The organism is Treponema berlinense (assembly GCF_052273165.1).
GTDB lineage: Bacteria > Spirochaetota > Spirochaetia > Treponematales > Treponemataceae > Treponema_D > Treponema_D berlinense_A.
The window spans coordinates 156,637-179,112 of record NZ_DAVZIU010000001.1 but is presented as its reverse complement, the minus strand read 5'-3'; the positions used below and the strand labels follow the sequence as shown (position 1 = coordinate 179,112).

Sequence of the window (22,476 nt, the reverse complement as noted above, 5' to 3'; positions counted from 1 at the left end):
GAATTTTTTAATTGTCGGTCAACTGAATTTTATCAAAAACCAGCAAATTTATTAAAAAATTCACTGGTTTTTGATTATGATTAGTCTTCTTCAGAAGCACTGTCGTTAATTGGAGGATATGCTACTTCTTTTTCGCGTTCCTGCTCAAGACGACGGCGTTCCAAAACCTCTTCCATCTGAACATCAAGGTCGTTGTCAGAACCGTCAAACAATTTTACGTTTCTGTAATCTTTAATACCGGTTCCAGCAGGAATTCTGTGACCGATGATTACATTTTCCTTCAAGCCGCGGAGGTGATCTTCTTCACCCTTGATTGCAGCGTTTGTAAGAACACGTGTTGTTTCCTGGAACGAACATGCAGATACAAAGGAATCTGTTGCAAGAGCAGCTTTTGTAATACCCTGGAACATTGGACGTGCAACTGCCGGCTGACCGCCTTCTGCAATGATACGTCTATTTTCTTCACGGAAGTGATATTTATCAACCTGCTGTCCGTAAATGAATTTTGTATCTCCAACAGACACGATTTCTACCTTGCGGAGCATCTGGCGAACAATTACACCGATATGCTTGTCGGCAATTGTTACACCCTGTGCAGAGTATACGCCCTGAATTTCATTCATAAGGTAATCCATCAGCGCATTTTCACCGAGGATTGCAAGAATATCATGGGCACTTGCTGCACCGTCACAAAGCTGTTCACCTGCAACTACCTGGTCACCATCACGAACAAACAGACGGCGTGTCATCGGAACAACATGTTCAAACTGTTTTCCGTATTCATCTTCTACGACGATAACACGTTTACCTTTTGTAATCCCCTTGAACTTAACAGTTCCGGAAATCTGTGCGAGAACACAAGGAATTTTTGGCTTTCTTGCTTCGAACAATTCTGATACACGTGGAAGACCACCAGTAATATCGTTTGTTTTTGCAGCCGCAACTGGCATACTTGCAAGAGTTTTTCCTGCTTCAACCTGCTGTTTGTCTTCTACACGGAGAACAGCACCTGCTGGCAAGTAATATGAACCAAGTTCGTTTCCAACTTCATCTGTAATAAGAATACGAGGCTGTTTTACGTCCAAGTGCAAATCACTGATACGGCGTTCTGTTTTTCCGGAATTTACATCAACGATTTCCTCGAGCGTCTGACCAAGAATTACATCGTCAAAATGAACATATCCGCTTACTTCAGCAATAATTGGCTCAGAGAATGGGTCGAATATACCAATAACATCGCCACTCTTAACGATGTCACCGTCTTTTACCATAATTGTTGAACCGTTGCTGATTTCTATCTTCTGTTCGTTACTTGCAAGATAAACTACACCGTCTTTAATGATGATGTGACCGTTTTCTTTTGCAGCAATATTTCCAGATTTCTTTTCGACAAGAACAGTTCCCTTAAGAACGCGTGCTCCATCTTCAACAACAACCTTATCTCCTGATTCAACATTGAGTGTGTCGATAAGGCGAGTTGCCATCACGCTTCCTTTACGAGTAAACAGCCAGTGTCCGTCGTCTGTAACAACGTGAGTTCCAGCAACTGTTCCAATAAGAACGTCGTAAGGAAGAACGATTTTGTTATCTTCTGTTTCCTTAGATGCTGTACCACCGACGTGGAATGTACGCATTGTAAGCTGAGTACCTGGCTGACCGATTGACTGGGCAGCGATAACACCAACAGCTTCACCTATTTCAACAAGCTTGTTACGAGCAAGGTTTTTGCCATAACATTTTACACATACACCATGTTCAGCTTCGCAAGTAAGAACGGTTCTGAGTTTTACTTTTTCGACACCAGCATCTTCGATTTTCTTTGCAAGTTCATCTGTAATATATTCATTTGATTCGCAAAGAACTTCTCCAGTTACAGGGTGAATTACGCGTTCAATAGAGAAATGTCCTGCAATTCTCTTTGAAAGCGGAGTAAGAATTTCGTCCCCATTTTTGATTGCAGAATATTCAATACCGTTGATTGTTCCACAGTCTTCGAGATTAACAACAACATCCTGAGCAACATCAACAAGACGACGAGTCATGTAACCGGCATCGGCTGTCTTCAAAGCAGTATCTGTAAGACCTTTGCGGGCACCGTTTGAAGAAATAAAGTACTCAATAACCGAAAGACCTTCGCGGAAGTTTGATTTTACAGGCAATTCGATAATGTCACCGTTAGGTTTAGCCATCAAACCACGCATTGCAGCCAACTGAGAAATCTGTTTTTTAGAACCACGGGCACCAGAATCAGCCATCATATAGATTGTGTTGAATCCGTTTTTGTCTTTCTGAAGCTTGTCGTACATGATTTCTGTCAATTTTTCGTTTGTACGAGCCCAAATATCAGTTACTTTGTTGTAGCGTTCATCTGCTGTAATTACACCGCGAGAATACTGACCAACAATTTCTTCAACCTGTTTGTTTGCTTCGTCAACCATCGGTTTCTTTTCTTCTGGAATAAGAATATCTTCCATAGAAAGAGTTGCACCGAAGAATGTTGCGTTATGATAACCACAAGCCTTTACAGCATCGAGCATCTGAATTGTAAGCCATGCGCCCTTTGTGTGATAAACTTTTTCAATCATCTTGCGAAGATCTTTGTCGCCCATACGCTGGTTTACAAATCCTACACCGTCAGGCATTTCTGCGTTAAAGCGAATGCGTCCTGCTGTAGTTGTGATTAAATCACCCTGTTTAAAGTCGCCGTTAAATGAATCTATCGGTGCTGGAACCTTAATTTCAGCATTCCATTCGATATATCCGTCTTCAGCAGCCATTATAACTTCATCATCATTTGAGAAGCGTTTTCCTGTTCCTTTTGCATTTGGTTTTACCGAAGTCATATAGTAAATACCAAGAACCATGTCCTGCGATGGGTAAACAATTGTGTTTCCGTTTGCAGGGTCAAGAAGGTTGCGTGCAGAAAGCATCAAAGTCCAACATTCCATCTGTGCAGCCTGTGTAAGAGGAACGTGAATAGCCATCTGGTCACCATCGAAGTCGGCGTTGAAAGCCTTACATGCGAGAGGATGAAGTTTGAGAGCTTTTCCTTCAACAAGAACAGGTTCAAATGCCTGAATACCAAGACGGTGCAAGGTAGGAGCACGGTTAAGCATTACAGGATGTTCGCGTACTACTTCATCAAGAATTGCATATACTTCAGGAGCTTCCTGCTCAACAAGAGTTTTTGCTTTTTTGATGTTGAGAACAATGTCTTTATCAACAAGTTTCTTCATTATAAATGGCTTGAATAATTCAAGAGCCATTTTTGTAGGAAGACCGCACTGCCAGAGTTTAAGTTCTGGACCAACAACGATTACCGAACGACCAGAGTAGTCAACACGCTTACCAAGAAGATTCTGGCGGAAACGTCCCTGCTTACCTTTAAGCATATCGCTGATTGATTTGAGAGGTCTGTTTGAAGCGCCTTTTACAACGCGCTTGCGTTTTGAATTGTCAAACAATGCATCAACTGCTTCCTGAAGCATGCGTTTTTCGTTACGGATAATAATATCCGGAGCCGAAAGCTGCATAAGTCTTTTTAGACGGTTATTGCGGTTAATTACACGGCGATAAAGGTCATTCAAGTCTGATGTCGCAAAACGTCCACCATCGAGCTGAACCATAGGACGAAGATCAGGCGGAATTACAGGAATAACGTCCAAAATCATCCATGAAGCTTTGTTGCCTGAAGAGCGGAAATCTTCAACAATTTGAATGCGTTTGAGAAGACGTTTGTCTGTTTTTGTTCCCTTTTCGCGCATTTTTTCGCGGAGCTCAGCAGCAAGTTCATCAAGGTTAAGGTTTTCGAGCATTGTTTTAATTGCTTCTGCACCCATACCTGCTGTGAATTCCTGTCCATAGCGTTCAACATCTTCATTGTATTCGTCTTCCGAAAGAAGTTGACCTTTTTTGAGTTCTGTGTCGCCTGGATCAATTACGATATATTTTTCGTAATAAAGAACCGAACGAAGCTGAGCAACCTGCATATTGAGCAAAAGCCCCATGCGGCTTGGAACAGAGCGGTAATACCAAATGTGGCTTACCGGCGCAGCAAGTTCAATATGACCAGTACGTTCACGACGAACCTTAAAGTGAGTAACTTCAACTCCACAACGGTCGCAGATTACGCCCTTATAGCGAATTGACTTGAATTTTCCACAGTAACATTCCCACTCTTTTGTAGTTCCGAAAATGCGTTCACAGAAAAGACCGTCTTTCTCTGGTCTGAGAGTACGATAATTGATTGTTTCCGGCTTTTTTACTTCACCGTAAGACCAACTGCGGATGTCGTCCGGGCTGGCGAGTTTTATTTTAATTGAATCAAAATCCTGAATATCACGCATCTTCATTCTCCTTTTCGAAACCAGAACTTGCTTTGTCAATCAGCTCCTGGTCGCGTTCGGTAAGGGCAATTCTCTTTCCCTTTGCGTCATAAATTTTAAAGTCCAAAGCAAGACCACGAAGTTCCTGTACCATTACGTTAAATGATTCTGGAACACCAGCTGCTGCCGTCGGGTCACCTTTTACGATTGATTCGTAAACTTTTGAACGTCCATTCATATCGTCAGACTTAATCGTCATCATTTCCTGCAATGTGTTTGCAGCACCATAAGCTTCGAGTGCCCAAACTTCCATTTCTCCAAGACGCTGACCACCAAACTGAGCTTTACCACCAAGTGGCTGCTGAGTAACAAGAGAATAAGGTCCTGTTGAACGAGCGTGCATTTTGTCATCAACAAGGTGATGCAATTTAAGGAAGTAGATTACACCAACGAAAATCGGATTTACAAATGGTTCACCTGTGCGTCCATCGCGAACAATCTGTTTACAATCCGGACTAAGTCCTGCTTCGATAAGTTTTTCAGCAATCTGTTCCTGAGAAGGAGTCTGAAAAGCTGGAGATTCAAAATACTGATTGAGGTAACGACCTACAATTCCGAGTTCAGATTCCATAATCTGACCAATGTTCATGCGGGAAGGTACACCAAGCGGGTTAAGACAAACATCGAGCGGAGTTCCGTCTGCCAGGTACGGCATGTCTTCTTCTGGAAGAATACGTGCAACGACACCTTTGTTTCCGTGACGTCCGGCCATTTTGTCGCCTTCGCGAAGTTTACGTTTATTTGCAATAAGAACTTTTACAACTTCATCAACGCCAGGGTTCAAATCATCGCCTTCAGTTCTCTTCATACGCTGAACATCGATAATTACGCCTTCAATTCCATGTGGAACGCGCAATGAAGAATCACGAACTTCTTTTGCCTTTTCACCGAAGATTGAGTTCAAAAGCTTGAATTCTGGAGTTGTTTCTGTTTCTGATTTTGGAGTAACTTTTCCAACAAGAATATCGCCAGAACGAACTTTTGCACCAATACGAATAATACCTTCTGCATCCAAATTGTTAAGCATTTTTTCAGATGTATTTGGAACATCGCGGGTAATTTTTTCCGGACCAAGTTTAGTTTCGCGGATTTCTGTCTGGAATTCCTTGATATGAATAGAAGTATACATATCTTCTTTTACTACGCGGCGACTGATAAGTACGGCGTCTTCATAGTTGTAACCATTCCAAGGAACGAATCCAACAAGGAGGTTGCGGCCGAGAGAAAGTTCTCCGTTGAAAGTTGCCGGACCGTCAGCAAGAACATCGCCTTTCTTAACTTTTTCGCCAACTTCAACAGTAGGACGCTGATGGTTACAAGTATCGTTGTTAGTTCTCTGATATTTGAGAAGAGGATATTCATCAATTTTATCAGAACCGTCAACTTTAACTTTAATAAGGTCGCTTTCTACCCAAACAACTTCGCCATCGTGTTTTGCCTTAATAAGAACACCAGAATCGTAAGCTGCTTTTGCTTCCATACCAGTTCCAACAAATGGTGGTTCCGGGAATAAAAGTGGAACGCCCTGACGCTGCATGTTACAACCCATCAAAGCACGGTTAGCGTCATCGTGTTCAAGGAATGGAACGAGAGATGCAGATACCGAAATAACCTGACGTGGAGAAACGTCCATATACTGAATGTCTTTTACGTTGCGTGTTGTATAATCGCCAACGTGACGACAAGAAACCATTTCTGTCGGGAAAGAACCGTCAGCTTTCATGCCTTCAGCAACCTGACCGATGTAGTATCTGTCTTCGTCCATTGCAGAAAGATATTCAACTGTGTCAGTTGCTTTTCCGTCAACAACTTTGCGGTATGGGGTCTCAAGGAATCCGTATTCGTTTACACGAGTAAAGATAGCAAGGGAAACAATCAAACCGATGTTTGGACCTTCAGGAGTTTCAATCGGGCACATGCGTCCGTAGTGAGTATAATGTACATCGCGAACTTCGAATCCAGCACGGTCACGAGAAAGACCGCCAGGACCAAGAGCGTTAAGACGACGTTTGTGTGTAAGTTCAGAAAGAGGGTTAATCTGATCCATGAACTGAGACAACTGAGAAGAACCGAAGAATTCTTTTATTGCAGCCACAATCGGTTTAATCGAAATCAAATCCTGAGGCTTCATTGTTTCAGTTTCTTTTAGGCTCATACGTTCTTTTGCAATTCTCTCCATGCGGGCAAATGCGGTTTTGAGAGAATTTGTCATAAGTTCACCTACAGAACGAATACGACGGTTGCCAAGATGGTCAATATCATCGAGAACTTCGTTTCCTATGTAAACTTTTACAAGATGCTTCATCGTATTGATGATATCACTCTTTACAAGAGTATGAGTTTCAACAGGTTCTGAATAAATGTCGAATTTTTTATTCAATTTATAACGACCAACACGTCCAAGGTCATAATGACGAATATTGAAGAACATTCCTTCAAGTTCGTTTTTTGCAGCCTCGGCAGCCATTGGTTCGCCTGGTTTTAAAATAGAGAACACAGCGGTAAGAGCATCTTCAAGAGTTGGCTCTTCGTCAGAAGCGCCCTCTTTTGTATACTTCATATCTTCACGTTCAAAACAGTTGATAATCATTCTGCTGTCAAGAGAAGGATTGTGTTCGTCTTTGTTGCCTTTCTTTTTGCGTGCATCAAAAAGGATGATTGTGATTTCTTTTACATCCTGAGAAATGAGGTCGTCAACTTCATGCATGTGGAGAGTTGAACCTGCGCGAAGAAGAATTTTTTCTTCGCCATCTTCATTTTTAATTTTTACGGCACGTGCAAGAACTTTGTCTACGAGTTTTTCTTTTTTTGCAACATCAACAGCTACAGTTTCTGTTTCGTAGAACTGGTCAATGATTTCTTCGCGAGTTGAAAAACCAAGCGCGCGGAGGAAAATTGTTCCCAAGATTTTCTTTTTGCGATCAATTTTTGCATAAATCAAATCTTTTTTCTGGTCAATTTCAAATTCAAGCCAAGAACCACGGTACGGAATAATGCGAGATGAATAAACACCTTTTTCGTGATTAAAAATTACACCTGGCGAACGATGGATCTGAGAAACAACAACGCGTTCAGCACCGTTTACAATAAAAGTACCACGGTCTGTCATGAGCGGAATATCGCCCATATATATATCTTTCTGAAGAATTGCGCCTGTATCCTTAAAATTAAGGTTGATTCTTGCTTTTAAAGGAACAGAATAAGTCAATCCTTTCTGCTTACACTGAAGTTCGGTAAACTTAATATTTTCTTCTTCGAGTTTGTAAAATTCATATTCCAGCGACATATTGCCGTCTGGACTTTCGATTGGGAAAGTTGAATCAAATACTTCCTGAAGACCTTTGTTTTCAAGAGGTTCATTGTTATCCAGCTTTTCTTTCTGCAGGAAACTTTCGTAAGATGAAAGCTGAATGTCGATGAGGTTCGGAATTTCCATAAAATTCTGGATATCTTTTCCGAAGTACTGACGATTGATGGTTCTGCTTTTGGCGAACATCTAGTTCTCCTATGAGGGACTTTACTTATTAAAATTGCTACATATCAAAAAATCCGTATGACATACAGAAATTAAAGATACAGCACAAAATTAAAAAGCTATATGCCGAGGTTACGGCAAAAACATCATCTAGTGACGATGCTAATATCATTTTTTGGGACTTTCTAAAATCCACTTTAGACACTAAAAGCCTACATTTAGAAGTCAATATTTTATTAACCCTAAACGTAAGCATTTAATGTGAATGTCGTTTATGCGACTTTTTTTAAGTAATCTGGTTTAACCGAAATTAACTTATTTTTTAGAAGCTTTACCACCAGCTTCTTCCATTTTCTTGATGAGTTCATCAGCTTCAGCCTTAGAAACACCTTCTTTAAGTGTTTTTGGTGCGCCTTCAACCAAAGTTTTAGCTTCACCAAGACCGAGTCCGAGAGCTTCTTTAACTGCTTTGATAACTGCAATCTTTTTAGCTGCATCGAAGCCTTCGAGAGTTACAGTGAATTCTGTCTGTTCTTCTTCTGCTGCTGCTCCACCAGCTGCTGGACCTGCTGCTACTGCAACTGCTGCTGTAACACCAAATTTTTCTTCCATTGCTTTAACGAGTTCTGAAGCTTCGAGAACTGTCATGTTTGCGATTGCGTCGAGGATCTGATCCTGTGTAATTGCTGCCATATTATCTTCTCCTAAATAGGCATGTTAAATCATTTTGATTTAACTCAAGTTTAATTGCGGGCGGAACAAACTGAACCGTTATTCCGCAATTTTATATTTTTGCAGGGACAGTCGACAGCTATGAAGCCTGACCCTGCTTCACAAGAATTGCAAAGTGATTACTCAGCTTTTGCTTCTTCTGCTGGAGCTGCTGCTCCACCTTCCTGTGATTTTTTATCAACATAAGCCTGCAAAGTAGCAGCGAGCTTCTGAACTGGCCCATTGATTGCAGACATGAGCATTGCGATAAGCTGTTTCTTTCCAGGAACCTTAGAATAAGCTTCCATTTTAGCCTGATCGTAAATTTCATTGCCGATATATCCACCCTTGATTACAAGAGCAGGAGCGTCTTTTGCAAAGTCATAAAGAACTTTTGCAGCTTCGTTGCTGTCTTCTTTTGCCATTACAACGGCTGTTGGACCTGTAAGGTAGTCAGAAACGTTGTCGATTTTCATTTCTTCAAAAGCAACGCGAGCGAAGTTATTCTTTACAACTTTCATTGGAGCTTCGTGTTCACGAAGTTTGTCACGAAGTGCCGAAATCTGTTCTACTGTAAGACCACGATATTCTGTAAAGATGAAGTCATTGTAATCAGCAAAAACTTTTTTTGTTTCTTCGATAGCTGCTGTTTTAGCAGGCTGGAGTTTTTTAGCAAGAATAGCCATAGATTATGCCTCCTCCTTAACATCTACCCAAACACCAGGACCCATTGAAGAGCTTACTGATACTGAGCGTACAAAGTCAGCCTTTGCATCAGCCGGCTTTTTGCGATCAAGTTCTGAAAGAAGAGTTGTTACGTTTTCTGCAACTTTATCTGCATCCATAGAAACTTTACCTACAGCGATGTGGATTACGCCTTCTTTGTCTGCGCGGAATTCTGTACGACCTTTTTTAAGTTCGTTGATTGCATGAACGAGGTCATTTGTAACAGTTCCTGTTTTTGGGTTAGGCATAAGACCTTTGCGTCCAAGAACCATACCAAGACGACCAACATCTTTCATCATATCTGGTGTAGCAACTGCAACATCAAAATCAAGCCAGCCACCCTTTACTTTGTCGATGTATTCAGCAGCACCTGCGTAAGTTGCACCTGCATCAAGCGCTTCTTTTGCACGTTCTTCTGGACAGAATACAAGAACTTTCTTTTCTGCGGTGAACTGGTTTGGGAAAACCAATGTATCACGTACAGTCTGGCTTTTTCCAAGACGAAGAGCCACATGAAGTTCAACAGTTTCGTCGAATTTTACAAAGTGAATGTCTTTTACAACTTTGCAAGCTTCAGCAACTGCGTAGTGTTTCTGTGGATCATACTTTTTAAGAGCTTCAGAATATTTCTTTCCGTGTTTCATTATTCAGCCTCCACTTCAACACCCATACTGCGTGCAGTACCGGCAATAATTTTTTTTGCAGCTTCAATGTCGTTTGCATTGATGTCTGGCATTTTCTGTGTTGCAATTTCAGTAAGCTGAGCCTGTGTAAGTTTGCCTACTTTATCGCGAAGCGGGTTTCCTGAACCTTTTGAAAGACCAAGCGCTTTCTTGATAAGAACAGCAGCTGGTGGAGTTTTCAAGATAAATGTGAATGATCTATCCTGATAAACTGTAATGATTACAGGGATGATAAGTCCCTTTTCCATTGACTTTGTTCTGTCATTGAACTGCTGAACGAATACAGGTGCAGAAACACCGTGAGGTCCGAGTGCAGGTCCAATTGGTGGGGCCGGAGTAGCCGATCCTGCTGGACACTGTAATTTAATGACAGCTGTAACCTTTTTTGTAGCCATTTTATAGCTCCCTTAATTGGTGTCGGACTTGGACTCAAAAAAGCCCAGTCACTAGCGAAATACCTCTGTCCAACGGACTTGTATTTCTTCCAAATATAGGAAAAGCCCTATTAAAAAACAGGGCTGATTCTATGCGATTTTAGATAAGTTTTTCAACTTGAAGAAGGTCAACTTCAACTGGTGTTGCACGTCCGAAAATCTGAACCATAACACGAAGTTTACCTTTTGTAGGGTCGATTTCTTCAACCGAACCGCTAAATGTTGCAAACGGACCTTCAGTAATTTTTACCTGATCACCGATTGCATAATTCTGCTTAATCTTAACGTTTTTCTCGCCTTTAATTTCGCCAGCTTTAAGAAGAAGAGCTTTTGCTTCTTCGGCAGAAATAGGACGTGGTCTTTCAGAAGGATTAGTTCCTACAAAACCTGTAACTCCCTGGATATGACGAATTTTTCCACAAAGATCTTTCCAGCCAAACTCCGGCAAATCCATCTCCAGCATAATATATCCTGGAAGAATCATATTTTTTCTGCTGCGTCTTTTTCCGTCTTTAATTTCTACAACTTCTTCTTCTGGAACTTTTACATCTGTAATAATATTTGAATCAAGTTCTTTAGCTTCGAGCATCTGATTAACAGTGCGAAGAATTTTCTTTTCGTAACCAGTATAAGTATGAACTATGTACCAATTTTTAGACATAAATCAAAATCCTCTTTTATGCAGCAGGAAAAAGGAGACCCATTCCAGCAGAGAACAGAAGATCAAATGCGCCAAGGATTACGGCAATGATGATCGAAGAAATAACAACAACTTTTACAGATGAAATTACATCATCTTTTGTTGGCCAAACAACCTTTTTAAGTTCAGCACCACATTCTTTGATAAAATCAACTGCTTTTGCCATAATTTTCCTCTATAAAAAACTAATTTTAATAGCAGGCCGGGCAAGACTCGAACTCGCGACACTCGGTTTTGGAGACCGATGCTCTACCAACTGAACTACCGACCTAAATATATCAAGCCGTCTTAAAGAAAAGACAGCCTTATATAAAATTTAAAAGCTTATTTTGCTTTTGTTTCTTTGTGCAATACTTCTTTGCGACAGAAAGGACAATACTTATTTTTTTCAAGTTTGCCAGTAATATTTTTGCGATTCTTAGTTGTTGTGTAGTTCTTGCGTTTGCAGTCTGTACACTGAAGGGCAATAATATCAATTGATGTCTTTTTCTTGCTACCCATTTTTATATTCTCCTAAAAAGATTTTCAAAAATGCTTATTAAGCGTTAGCTTTTAGCTCTCGAGCGGAATCGGACCGCTGACCTCATCGTTACCAACGATGTGCTCTGCCTACTGAGCTACAAGAGCAGGTCAACAATGACGTGTTATAGAAGTGTATAGAACATACAATTTTTCGTCAAGAGCAAAATAATTCATTTCTAAAAAATATAGTATTTTCTTGAATTTTATGCTAGTTTTCTAACGTAATATTTTTCTTTTTAGAGGAAGCCAAATGGACATGCACAAACTGGTTGACAAAATTCTCGAATCGTATGAAGAAGTCGGCGGAATAAATGGCGAAGGAATAAACAGTTTTCCAAACAGAGAAAATGTTGTTTCTGTAATAAACGAGTTGCAATGTCTCGTCTTTCCGGGATACAGGACAGCAGAAGACATTGACCGGCACAATTTGCGCTACGTAACCGGTGAACGCGTCAATAAAATCGTAAACATGCTTACAAAAGAAATCCAAAAAGCACTGGTTTACGAAAGAACAGTCCGCAACGAAAGCATCTCCGAAGAAGATCTCGAAAAATCCGGATATTACGAAAAAGCAGAAAAAACCGCACTTGGCTTAATCGAAGCTCTGCCAGAAATTCGCCGCCTTATCCATCTCGATGTAATTGCACTTTTTGAAGGCGATCCAGCGGCAAAAAGTGATGAAGAGGTAATAGTTTCGTATCCAGGATTAGAAGCAATTGTTGTCTACAGACTCGCCCACTACATTCACAAATGTGGAGTTCCTGTAATTCCAAGAATTATGAGCGAATACATCCACGGAAAAACAGGAATTGACATTCACCCAGGAGCAGAAATCGGTGAAAGTTTTTTTATTGACCATGGAACAGGAATTGTAATCGGCGAAACAACCGTCATTGGAAAAAATGTAAAAATCTACCAAGGCGTAACACTCGGAGCCCTCAGCGTAAAGAAAAATTATCAAGACAAAAAACGACACCCAACAATCGAAGACAATGTAACAATTTACGCAAATGCAACAATTCTCGGCGGAGAAACAGTAATCGGAAAAGACGCCGTAATAGGCGGAAACACCTGGATTATAAAATCAGTGCCGGCTGGAACCATAGTAAATCAGTAAAATTTATTTGTTGCGGTAATTCTAAAAGAAATTCTAATTACCGTAGCAATAAAAAAAACAGGGTTCGCTAAAGACAACGTTTTTAGCGAACCCTGCCGTCCAGCAAGCTGGACATCGGAGAGAGTTTATCAGCTTTTTTACAAGCTGACATAAATATAATCCGTAATAAAAAATATGTCTAGTACTTTTACAAAAAAAAATGCCGATTTTTATAAATCTTTGATATTTTTAAGCAAAAATTCGGTAGAATAAAAACATGGCAAAGAAAAAATCAATCACAGTCTATAAATGCTCGGAATGTGGCTACACACAGCCGACCTGGCTTGGTCGCTGCCCTGAATGCGGTTCATGGAATACTCTAGAAGAATGTTTTTCCGACCCAAACTCAACAGCAGCCGCTTTTGGGCAGAACGCAACAGAAAAAATTAAGCCAATTCCTCTGGCAAAGGTAACGGCCCAAGAAAACGCACGTGTTTTGACAGAAATTAAAGAATTTGACCGCGTCTTAGGCGACGGAGCAATGAAACGCAGTGCAATTTTAATTGGTGGAGAACCAGGAATTGGAAAATCTACGCTGATGCTTCAAACAGCGGCAGCAATTGCAAAAAAATATGGCAAAGTTCTTTATGTTTCTGGAGAAGAAAGCGCGGGCCAACTAAAAGGTCGTGCAGACAGATTAAACCTGGATACAAAAGGAATTGAAATTTTATGCACAATGAGGCTTGAAGACATAAAAGATGCTCTTTCTGCCCTGAATCCGCTTTTTGTGGTAATAGATTCGATTCAGACGGTTTATTCGGTTGAAGCAGGAATTGTTCCAGGAACAATAAATCAACTTAAATTCTGCGCGAATGAGCTTACAGGCTGGGTAAAAAGCCGCGATAGCGTTTTGATAATGTCGGCCCATGTTACAAAAGAAGGAAATATCGCCGGTCCAAAAAGTCTTGAGCACATGGTCGATACAGTGATTTCGTTTGAAAGGAATGACGACGAAGTAAGGTTTTTGAGAGCGCAAAAAAACCGCTTTGGCTCTGTCGATGAACTTGGAATTTTTGCAATGACAGACAAAGGACTTGAAGGCGTTGGAGATCCAAGCACAATGTTCATTACAAAGCGCTCTGGAAAAATGCCGGCAGGAATTGCAAATACTGCGGTTTTTGAAGGAAGCAGGGCTTTTATCGTAGAAATTCAGGCATTGACAGTCCCAGCGAAATCTTCGATAAGCAGGGTTTATTCTGACAAGATTGATTCTGCACGAGTGGCACGGGTTGCGGCAGTATTGGAAAAACGCACAGGAATACGATTCAGCGACCAGGATTTATATATAAATGTTGCAGGCGGAGTGCGCCTCACAGAAAGTTCTATTGATGCGGCTTTGGCAGCAAGCCTTTATTCTGCAAGAACAGACCTTTCAATTCCAGAAAACACAGTGATTACCGGAGAACTCTCACTTGCGGGAGAAATAAGACCTGTTGCAAGGCTGAAGCAACGGATTAAAACAGCTGGAGATCTGGGCTTTACGAGCGTACTTGCCCCGGAAAAAGACAACGGAAGCACAAAAATAGAAAGCATTAAAGAAATGATAAAGCTTTTGTTTGCAAAGTAAGGCGAAAAACTAAAACTTAGCCCGGGGTGGAGTGGCGCGCAAAGCGCGTTGCGAAGCAAAGCGGCGCAATGCAACCACGCAACACCGGTTTTGTTAAAAAAAGGAACGCTGACGAAAAATATTTTTACGTCGGAAAATGCGCTCCTTTTTATTTTTTGAAAATACCTTTTACAAATTCTGCAATTACAACGGCAAAATTTGCTCCTGCGGCAAAAGTTCCGATTGAAGAACCGAGAGACGACAAAAAGAAAACGAGGAGGACACGGAGAATTCGGTTTTTGTAAAAGCCTTTTAAGGTCAAATCGTCCTGAAGAGTTTCCATGTCGCTTACTTTTGGCTTGCAAAATGTTGCCTGAACCAGCCCAGTAAAAAGGCCGACGCCAACGAGAGGACAAAGACTTGTAAACGGCGCTCCGATAATGGCCGTCAAAACAGCAAGCGGATGTCCAAATGCAAGAATTGTTCCAAGTCCAGCAAGTGCTGAATTCCATACAACCCACGCTCCAAGAAGCTGCGCACCTTTCGTAATTCCGCCGTAAACAAAACCTGCTGCAATCAGAGCAACGATGAGTGCGGCAATTGTCCAGCCTGCAATTTTTGAACCAACTTTTTTTGAAGGAACTTCTGATATATCAGAAACGTCGGAGGAGGTTTTTCCAGCGGCAAGTTCTTTTAGATAAGCTTCAACACCCAAAAGATGTCCTGCGCCCAAAACAGCAAGCGTTTTATGGCCCTTGCAATCCCAAATTTTGCTTGCAAGATAGCGATCGCGTTCGTCGATTAAAACTTTTTTTACAACTGGCATATAATCTGCCAACTCTTTCATCATGCTGTCCATTTCGGAAGAGTTTTTTAAGTTTTCAATCTGTTCTCCGCTTACTTCCTCTTTGTCGAAGGCGCTTGCAAGAAGGGCGGAAATCAATTTGCATTTTCCCCAGAATGAGTTTACAGCCCAGGCGCGACGCAAGGTTACTTGAATCGGGCGGTCTACCATTGCGACAGGAATGTTGCGTTCTTTTGCACAATTGTCCGCCGCACGCATCTCGTCTCCAGGTTTTACACCGACATTGCTCCCCATCCTTCTTTGAAAACCGGAAAGGACAAGGTTTGCAAGCAGCAAAAATCCTTGATTCGCTTTCAAGACCTTTACAATGTCAAGATTTTTCCAGTCTTCCGGGTTGTTTAGAGATTTGTAGCGACCTTCGTCAAGTTCGATTGCAACACAGTCTGGCGATTTTTCTTCGACCGCTTTTTTTACTTCATTGCAACTTTCCTGACTGATATGCGCTGTTCCTATAAGAATGATTTCTCTATCGTCAAATTTCAAAACTTTTTCTGTCTGACTCATTTTTAAATTCTCCACTCGGGGATTTTTAGGATTTTTTATTTTATTCCGCTCGCCCACTGAGCCAGTCTGTATTCAAAAAACATCGGGCTCTGCATGGCAGTAACTTCATTATAATATTTTTGGGCCAGGCTGTCTTTGCCCATAAGTTCATAATAAAGCGCAAGATAGAATAAATATCTGCCTTTTTTTGTGCGGTTTGTTTCTTTAGAGATATTAAGAGCAACGTCTGAGTCTCCGCCACGGTCGTGATACATTCGCACGATTTTGTAATCAAGGCTCTGTCTGTTCGTGAGTTTTTTCATCAGCGCTTCGGTAAAAGTTCGAAGTTCTAGATTTTTCTTTTGCTTAAAAAGACAGGCTGTTATCATCAATTTGTAAGAAATACTGTCTGGATTTTTTTTAAGGGCCTGTTCAAATGCTTTTTGAGCTTCCTCCCAACTTCCAGCTCCCCATGCAAGAATTCCAAGACTTTCGTAAGCGTAATAGTACTGCGGATTTTTTTCGACAGTCAAACGATAGTAAGAAAGAGCATCTTCGTTGCGCCCCTGCTCATCGTAAAGACCAGCAAGGTACGCATAACCAAGAAAATATTCCGGTTCGAGCGTGATTGCCTGCTTCCAGGCAGACTCTGCGCCAGAATAATCTCCTGTCATGCGGCTCCATGTTCCTAAATCAAACCAGTAATCAGTGTTTGAAGGGTCAATTTTTATTGCGGTTTTTATGTATTCAATCGCTTTTTTATACTGAGTATTTTCCGCTTCGTATTTTCCGAGATATGAATTTACCTGCGGATTATTAGGATTTAGTTTATAAAGTCTGTTAAAAGCGTCTTTTGCGTCATCGTCTTTTTCCATATAGTAACACATTTTTCCGTAACCAAGCAGCGCTTCTTCGTTGGTTCTGTCGCCAAAAAGCGCTTTTTTATAATAATCCCGGGCGTTGCGCCAATTTTTTTTGAGCGACTGTTCGTCTGCAAGCTCAATATTTGCCTCGGCATTGTACGGTTCGATTGCGAGAATCTGCTTTATGAACTTTGCCTTATTCACCTTGTCGCCTTTTTGCTTTGCTACCATAAAATTCAAATTCAGAACTTCGATATTTTTTTGTTCTTTTTCAAAAAGCGATGAAGCAATTTTTTCCGCCTGCTCCGTTTTTCCAGAAGAAAGCAAAAGACTGCCTTTCAAGCACAAAAGTTCAGTGTCGTTCTTTAAATTTTCAGGAATCGACTCAAAAAGACTCAAAGCCTGCTCAATTGTTCCATTCTGCAAGACTGAACTCAAATTTTGCACAAATTGAATTTCCTGCGACGAATTTGCCAGTTGCGAATCCTGGGCAAAGGCTACAGGAATACTCACCACTGCCAGAAAAAACGCCACGCTAAAAATAATTACCGTTCTTTTTTGAAATAGTTTTTTCATTTTTCCTCTCATTGAAAATTTTGCTCTCATCAGATAGACTAAAAAGCAAATGTTTAGACATCCATTTAGAAAAGCTTTCGGTTTAACCTTCCTTTACGGTTTTATTATTATCGGAATTTTTATTCTCCAATTTAGAAGCGAATCAGTTATTTTAAAAAATGCAGGCCTTTTAAGAATATCGGTTTCTCAAACGCAGGATGCCGACGGCAACATGTCGCTCAAAAACACAGTCGGCATTTCTTTTAAGGGAATTTCGTTTACGGCGGACGACGTTCATCCAGCTGTTCTCCTCAATTCAAAAACTCAAAATCAAACTCCGCTCACCTTGCTTTCCTGGGAACAGCCTTCTCCGCAAAGTTTTAAATTCAACTTTACAGAAAACACAGCTCTCACTTTTACGGTAAGCGACATAACTCCACGCGCAAGCCTTTCAATCGCCGCCCAATTACCAGACAACGACTCTTCGCTTTCTCTCTATTATAGTCCGGTTTCGGGCTATTCAGTTACAGAACAGAGCCGCTCAAAACAACTTTTTAGTTCAAAAAACATTTCTTACACAATGTCTGCAAATCAGATAAAAGACACTCAAATTATCCTTACAAAAAACGCAAATCTTGCAATGTACACCCGTCTTGACCCGACAAAGGCATTCAGTTTTGCTTCTATTCCTACGGATTCTCAGACAGCAACAGCCGCAGCCTACGAAACAACAGTCAGCGATTTTAGAAACGCGCTTGTTTCTCAGGCAAATTCGTTATTTTCAGATTCTTCTACGATTTCGGAAACTGTAGTTGCCGCTTTTGTAGCAGAAATGGCTTCTCAATCGCGCTATCAGGAAGCAATCAAAGCGGTTCCAGATTCGTTCAAAAACGGAGCAAGAAGAACATATTTTACTTCGCCATACTTTAATACTCTCGTAGCAATGAATCCGAGCCTTGTAATGGCAAATGAAAATTTTGCGTCAATGATTCAAAATGCCATCGAACACAATTCCATCGACGTTTTCTCTGCTGACAACATTGCAGACTACCTGCTCAGAAACGAAAAGCTCGAAAATGTAAAGCTCCTTGCCGCCCTTCCAGCAACGATTCAGGATTTTCAGCCAACCCTCCTTCAGGCAACCTCTATTCTTCAAGTTTATCTCTCGCTCAAAAAAGCAGACAGTCCGCTTGCAGAAGCATTCCAGCCAGTTACAGAACAGTGCTTAAATTCAATCACACAGGCATGCAATCTTTCAGTTTCTGACGACACTCTCACCCTGCACGACAGGGATTTTGCAGCAGGATTTGTCCAGACAGTCGAAACCGGAACCGTCCTGATTGACTACGGAAAACTCTTTGCAGTTCCAGAATATTGCGCAGGCGGCTACATGCTCATAAACACGGCTTTTGCCCAGAACAAAGCAACAGACCTCCGCACCCTTGCAGAACTTTACCCGGTTCTGATAAAAAACAACGCAAATTATCCGCATTCGCTTGTAATGGACAAAACTTCAAACGAAACAGTCTGGGCCTGGACTTGCGCCTCAAACATAACTTACGAAGAAAACGAAAATTCTTCCGAAGCGTTAATCACAGTTTCGTTCAAGCAAGGCGATTCTCATTACATAATCATAAATGGAATAAAACCTTTTGTCGGAATCGAAATTTACGGACTTTCATTTCACACAGACCCTCGATTCGAAACTTACAATTCGTCGGGTTACATTTACAACGAAAAAACGCATACTCTGTTCTTAAAGTCGCGGCACAAAGTTTCAAACGAAAAAATCCGCCTGTACTTTAACACAGTCCGTAACGAATAATAAAAATTTGGAGCACATTTGGTCTTAAAACCAAAATTTTCCGGTTAAAAATGCACATTTTTCGGAATTTCCGGCTCTTACTTCAAGTCCTCGCTTCGCTGCGGTCTTTCCGTGGCGATCCGGGCTACGTTTTGCTGTAAAAAAATTGTTTTTTTTACGTAAAATTCTGTTTTTTATGATATAATCACAGAATAATCACTCATTTGTAGTTTATTTTTTACGCATTATATTTAAGGGGCAATTGTGAACAAACGCGACTTTCCTAAAATTCACTTCTACGATCAGGATTTTGTAGATATCTACGACAAAACATGGACTTGGCTTTCGGGGTTCTGGTTAAATTCAAAACTCACAGAAGATCCAACCGACGGTTATTTTGTCTATCCTCAGGACAACGATGGAAATCCTGTTTTAACTTCAACAACAGAACCAAAAACCCCAAACACAATAGCTTCTGCCACGATTGACCAGTTTGAATCTATTTTTTCTTCATTCTTTCTCGTTTATTCAAACCGCAATTATCCGGCAAACCAAAACCTTGATTATTTTTACTCAAAACAGGAACCAAACGGCGCAATCCGCTGGAAATACGATTTAAAAACAGGTAGCCCGATTTTTACAGAAGACAACCCTGAAGGAATCGGTCTTCCGCTCTTTGCCTGGGCAGAATTCAATCTTTACCACAAATCTGCAAACAAACGTCGCGTAAAAGAGATTATGCCTGTTCTTCAAAAATACATGGAATGGGTGGACCAAACTTACAAACAGCCAAACGGTCTTTACAGCGCGCCATTCTCTGCAAGCACAATGTTCAATTCGCCTCGACAAAACACTTATTATGCAGTCGATTTTAACTCTGCAATGGCAATCAACTGTGCGCATATGAGCGCTTTGGGCGACATTCTCAACGACAAGGAAATAAGTTTCCAGTACAAACGCGCATACTTTTCCCTCAAAACGAGAATCAACTCAATGATGTGGGACAACGATTCAGGTTTTTACTACGATTTGGACAAAAACGAGGAAAAGCTTTCTCAAAAAACCATCGCCGGTTTCTGGCCACTTTTGGCAGAAATTCCAAATGCTGACCGCGCAGACGCTTTAATCGACCATCTTTCAAACCCTTGCACTTTTGGAACAGACCATCCGTTCCCAACATTGAGCGCAGACAGTCCAAACTTCAACGAAAACGGGGAAGGTTTCTGTGGCGCAGTTTATCCAGCATTCAACTTTATGGTTATAAAAGGTCTGGAAAAATACCAGCACTATGCTCTTGCCCGCGAATGTGCAATCAGACACCTTTATTTTGTTCTCGAAGGGTTACAGCCTGCAAACGGAAAAAAAGGCGATATGTACGAAGCATACAAACCTTGCAAAGAGGGTCATGCCGTTATGGAATCAGATCCAAAATATCCAAAACAGCGCTATCTTCAGTCTGTCGGACTTTCAACAATCGCACTTATGATAGAAAACGTAATCGGTCTTTCAATCAGCTTACCACGAAAAACAGTAGACTGGATTATTCCAAACCTCGAAATTATGGGAATCGAAAAACTTTCCCTCAAACGCAACTTAATCACAATTTTGAGCAACAAATCTGTCCGCGGTTGGGAAATCCAAATGGAAAGCGAAAAGCTCTATTACTTTACAATCAATATTCTCGATCAAAAGAAAAAAACTCTGCCAATTCCAAGCGGAAAATGTTCAATGCTTATTGATAAACTTTAACAACTTAAGAAAATTCGTTTTTTCAAAATTTGGTTATAAAAAAGCCTGCTGTTTTTTTGAAGATAAACTTCAACTTTTACAGCAGGCTTTTTTATTCATTTAATCTTTTAATTTTGCTCAAAAACTTAATCGTGAGTTTCGCGCATTTTCATATATTTTTCTGGAAGAGTATTAAGGTTATTTACCATAAGAATCGGCTGTCTTGTCGCATCCAAAGCATCGCGCCACAAAGCGCCTTCTGGATCAACAAAATTGCGTCTTCTAGTTACCATCTGAATCGGCAAATGAACATATTTGTTATTTACAAGCCCTACGACCATCTTTGTTTTTCCTGCCATAGCCGCATGCGCCGCATAACTTCCAAGACGTTCACAATAAATCGAGTCGTTTGCAGTGGTTACAGAAGAACGGATCTGGTAACTTGGATCAACATATTTTAAGTTGATGTGAATATCCTTCGACTTAAAATATTCATTTATCTTGTCGCGCAGAAAAAGGCCGATATCTGCAAGTTTTTTGTTGCCACTAGCATCGGTTTCGTCAGTAGTAGCAAGCAAATCCTGTCCCGCGCCTTCAGCAACGACAATTACCGCATGATGGCGTTCCATAATTCTTTTTTCCAAATGTTCCAAAAATCCGTTCGGACCGTTCAATTCAAAAGGAACTTCAGGAATAAGACAGAAATTTGTTTCGTGACTCGCAATCGCCGTTTCAGTTGCAATAAAACCAGATTCTCGTCCCATAAGTTTTACAAGACCAATTCCGTTAATCTGGCTAAAAGCTTCCATATGAATTGAAGAAACCGCTTCCGTCGCACGCTGAACCGCAGTTTCAAAACCAAAAGAACGGTCAATAAACAAAAGGTCATTGTCAACAGTTTTAGGAATTCCAACAACTGAAACTTTTAAACCGCGTCTTTCAATTTCATTTGCAATATCAAGCGAACCGCGCTGAGTTCCATCGCCACCAATAATAAAAAGCATATTTATATTCAACGATTCAATGGCATCAACAATTTCGGCCGTACGGTTTCCGCCACCACGACTAGTTCCTAAAAAAGAACCTCCGATTTTGTGAATGTCATCAACCGAATCAGGATTCAAATCAATCGTATCAAAGCCGCTTTCTGGAAAAAAACCTTTAAAACCAAATCGAAAACCGCGGATTTTTTTTACACCATACCGATAATAAAGACAGCGGACAACGGCACGAATTACATCGTTCAAACCAGGACACAAACCGCCACAAGTACAAATACCTGCATTTACATGAGCCGGATTAAAATAAATGTATTCACGAGGACCAGCTTTTTGCATAAGATTGGAAACATCAAGGTTGTCTTCTTTTGGTGAATCTTCAAAAACATTTACCGCATATCTTACAAACGAAGAATCTTTTACATAGTTTGCACGAAAATCACCATGCTTTGTAGAAAGTTCAATCGGTGAATGAACTTTGCAAGGCCCGAGCTGTTCAATACTAAAATCATATTTCTCTGCCATAAAAACCTCTTTTTGTGAGCAATAAATATCCAGAAAACCTCTAAAAAACGAAATTTCCAAAGACAGTCAAATTTTACAACGTATAAAATCTTTTTTCAAATAAATCTATGGTTATTCTTCGTTATTTTTATTTTTTGTGAGCGCAATTTACTCACAAACCGGCTCTGCACGGTTCCGCTTTCGCTCCATTCAAAAGGCGAAAACTTCTTTTCACCTTTTGAACGCTGTGCGCCGTTCCGATCCGGGCTAAGTTTTCGGTTAAACGCATATTTTTGCAAAATACTTATAAAATATTGCTTTTTTTATTATTTTTTTTG

At 40.7% G+C, this 22,476-nt stretch carries 16 protein-coding genes and 2 tRNA genes; 4 read left to right on the top strand and 14 right to left on the bottom strand.

Annotated elements, in window-relative coordinates; translation table 11 throughout:
* Positions 1 to 80: 80 nt before the first annotated feature.
* The 11 genes from rpoC to ACT6XC_RS00745 form a co-directional block, all read right to left on the bottom strand.
* Positions 81 to 4,346, bottom strand: a complete 4,266-nt coding sequence (gene rpoC / locus ACT6XC_RS00795; RefSeq protein WP_443737657.1) for a DNA-directed RNA polymerase subunit beta' — start codon at positions 4,344 to 4,346, stop codon at positions 81 to 83.
* The gene (gene rpoB, locus ACT6XC_RS00790; RefSeq protein WP_443737658.1) at positions 4,339 to 7,881 is read right to left on the bottom strand and encodes a DNA-directed RNA polymerase subunit beta; all 3,543 of its coding nucleotides are present in this window, start codon (positions 7,879 to 7,881) and stop codon (positions 4,339 to 4,341) included. Before rpoB ends, rpoC begins: the two co-directional genes overlap by 8 nt.
* A gap of 294 nt (positions 7,882 to 8,175) precedes the next feature.
* The gene (gene rplL, locus ACT6XC_RS00785) at positions 8,176 to 8,553 is read right to left on the bottom strand and encodes a 50S ribosomal protein L7/L12 (protein WP_078931296.1); all 378 of its coding nucleotides are present in this window, start codon (positions 8,551 to 8,553) and stop codon (positions 8,176 to 8,178) included.
* A gap of 158 nt (positions 8,554 to 8,711) precedes the next feature.
* Positions 8,712 to 9,257 (bottom strand): 50S ribosomal protein L10, encoded by a 546-nt coding sequence (rplJ, locus tag ACT6XC_RS00780; protein ID WP_288516176.1) that lies wholly within the window; start codon positions 9,255 to 9,257, stop codon positions 8,712 to 8,714.
* Positions 9,258 to 9,260: 3 nt separating this feature from the next.
* Complete coding sequence (rplA, locus tag ACT6XC_RS00775) at positions 9,261 to 9,941, bottom strand: 50S ribosomal protein L1 (protein WP_443737659.1); 681 nt, start codon at positions 9,939 to 9,941, stop codon at positions 9,261 to 9,263.
* A complete protein-coding gene (gene rplK / locus ACT6XC_RS00770; RefSeq protein WP_178844148.1) occupies positions 9,941 to 10,375 on the bottom strand; it encodes a 50S ribosomal protein L11 in 435 nt (144 codons plus the stop codon). Before rplK ends, rplA begins: the two co-directional genes overlap by 1 nt.
* A 139-nt stretch (positions 10,376 to 10,514) precedes the next feature.
* Positions 10,515 to 11,075: a transcription termination/antitermination protein NusG gene (gene nusG / locus ACT6XC_RS00765; RefSeq protein WP_443737660.1), complete on the bottom strand. Its 561-nt coding sequence runs from the start codon at positions 11,073 to 11,075 to the stop codon at positions 10,515 to 10,517.
* 16 nt (positions 11,076 to 11,091) lie between these two features.
* Positions 11,092 to 11,280, bottom strand: a complete 189-nt coding sequence (gene secE, locus ACT6XC_RS00760; protein ID WP_288516178.1) for a preprotein translocase subunit SecE — start codon at positions 11,278 to 11,280, stop codon at positions 11,092 to 11,094.
* Between the two features lie 32 nt (positions 11,281 to 11,312).
* Positions 11,313 to 11,385, bottom strand: a tRNA-Trp gene (locus tag ACT6XC_RS00755).
* A 53-nt stretch (positions 11,386 to 11,438) separates the two neighbouring features.
* Positions 11,439 to 11,615, bottom strand: coding sequence for a 50S ribosomal protein L33 (rpmG, locus tag ACT6XC_RS00750; protein ID WP_078931290.1), 177 nt, complete (start codon positions 11,613 to 11,615; stop codon positions 11,439 to 11,441).
* A gap of 53 nt (positions 11,616 to 11,668) precedes the next feature.
* Positions 11,669 to 11,741, bottom strand: a tRNA-Thr gene (locus ACT6XC_RS00745).
* A 145-nt stretch (positions 11,742 to 11,886) separates the two neighbouring features.
* Between ACT6XC_RS00745 and epsC the strand changes: the two genes are divergently transcribed.
* Complete coding sequence (gene epsC / locus ACT6XC_RS00740) at positions 11,887 to 12,753, top strand: serine O-acetyltransferase EpsC (protein WP_443737661.1); 867 nt, start codon at positions 11,887 to 11,889, stop codon at positions 12,751 to 12,753.
* 256 nt (positions 12,754 to 13,009) lie between these two features.
* On the top strand, positions 13,010 to 14,359 hold the full coding sequence (gene radA, locus ACT6XC_RS00735; RefSeq protein ID WP_443740489.1) for a DNA repair protein RadA: 1,350 nt from the start codon (positions 13,010 to 13,012) through the stop codon (positions 14,357 to 14,359).
* A gap of 148 nt (positions 14,360 to 14,507) precedes the next feature.
* Here the strand turns inward: radA and ACT6XC_RS00730 are convergent, their stop codons facing one another.
* Complete coding sequence (locus ACT6XC_RS00730; protein ID WP_443740488.1) at positions 14,508 to 15,707, bottom strand: TraB/GumN family protein; 1,200 nt, start codon at positions 15,705 to 15,707, stop codon at positions 14,508 to 14,510.
* Positions 15,708 to 15,742: 35 nt separating this feature from the next.
* Complete coding sequence (locus tag ACT6XC_RS00725) at positions 15,743 to 17,125, bottom strand: tetratricopeptide repeat protein (RefSeq protein ID WP_443740487.1); 1,383 nt, start codon at positions 17,123 to 17,125, stop codon at positions 15,743 to 15,745.
* A 49-nt stretch (positions 17,126 to 17,174) separates the two neighbouring features.
* Between ACT6XC_RS00725 and ACT6XC_RS00720 the strand changes: the two genes are divergently transcribed.
* Together ACT6XC_RS00720 and ACT6XC_RS00715 are read left to right on the top strand one after the other, a co-directional pair.
* Positions 17,175 to 18,929: a hypothetical protein gene (locus ACT6XC_RS00720; RefSeq protein WP_443740486.1), complete on the top strand. Its 1,755-nt coding sequence runs from the start codon at positions 17,175 to 17,177 to the stop codon at positions 18,927 to 18,929.
* A gap of 243 nt (positions 18,930 to 19,172) precedes the next feature.
* Positions 19,173 to 20,657, top strand: coding sequence for an MGH1-like glycoside hydrolase domain-containing protein (locus tag ACT6XC_RS00715; protein WP_443740485.1), 1,485 nt, complete (start codon positions 19,173 to 19,175; stop codon positions 20,655 to 20,657).
* Positions 20,658 to 20,782: 125 nt separating this feature from the next.
* Here ACT6XC_RS00715 and ACT6XC_RS00710 read toward each other — a convergent pair whose 3' ends face one another.
* On the bottom strand, positions 20,783 to 22,159 hold the full coding sequence (locus tag ACT6XC_RS00710; protein WP_443737667.1) for an ATP-dependent 6-phosphofructokinase: 1,377 nt from the start codon (positions 22,157 to 22,159) through the stop codon (positions 20,783 to 20,785).
* Between the last annotated feature and the right edge of the window lie 317 nt (positions 22,160 to 22,476).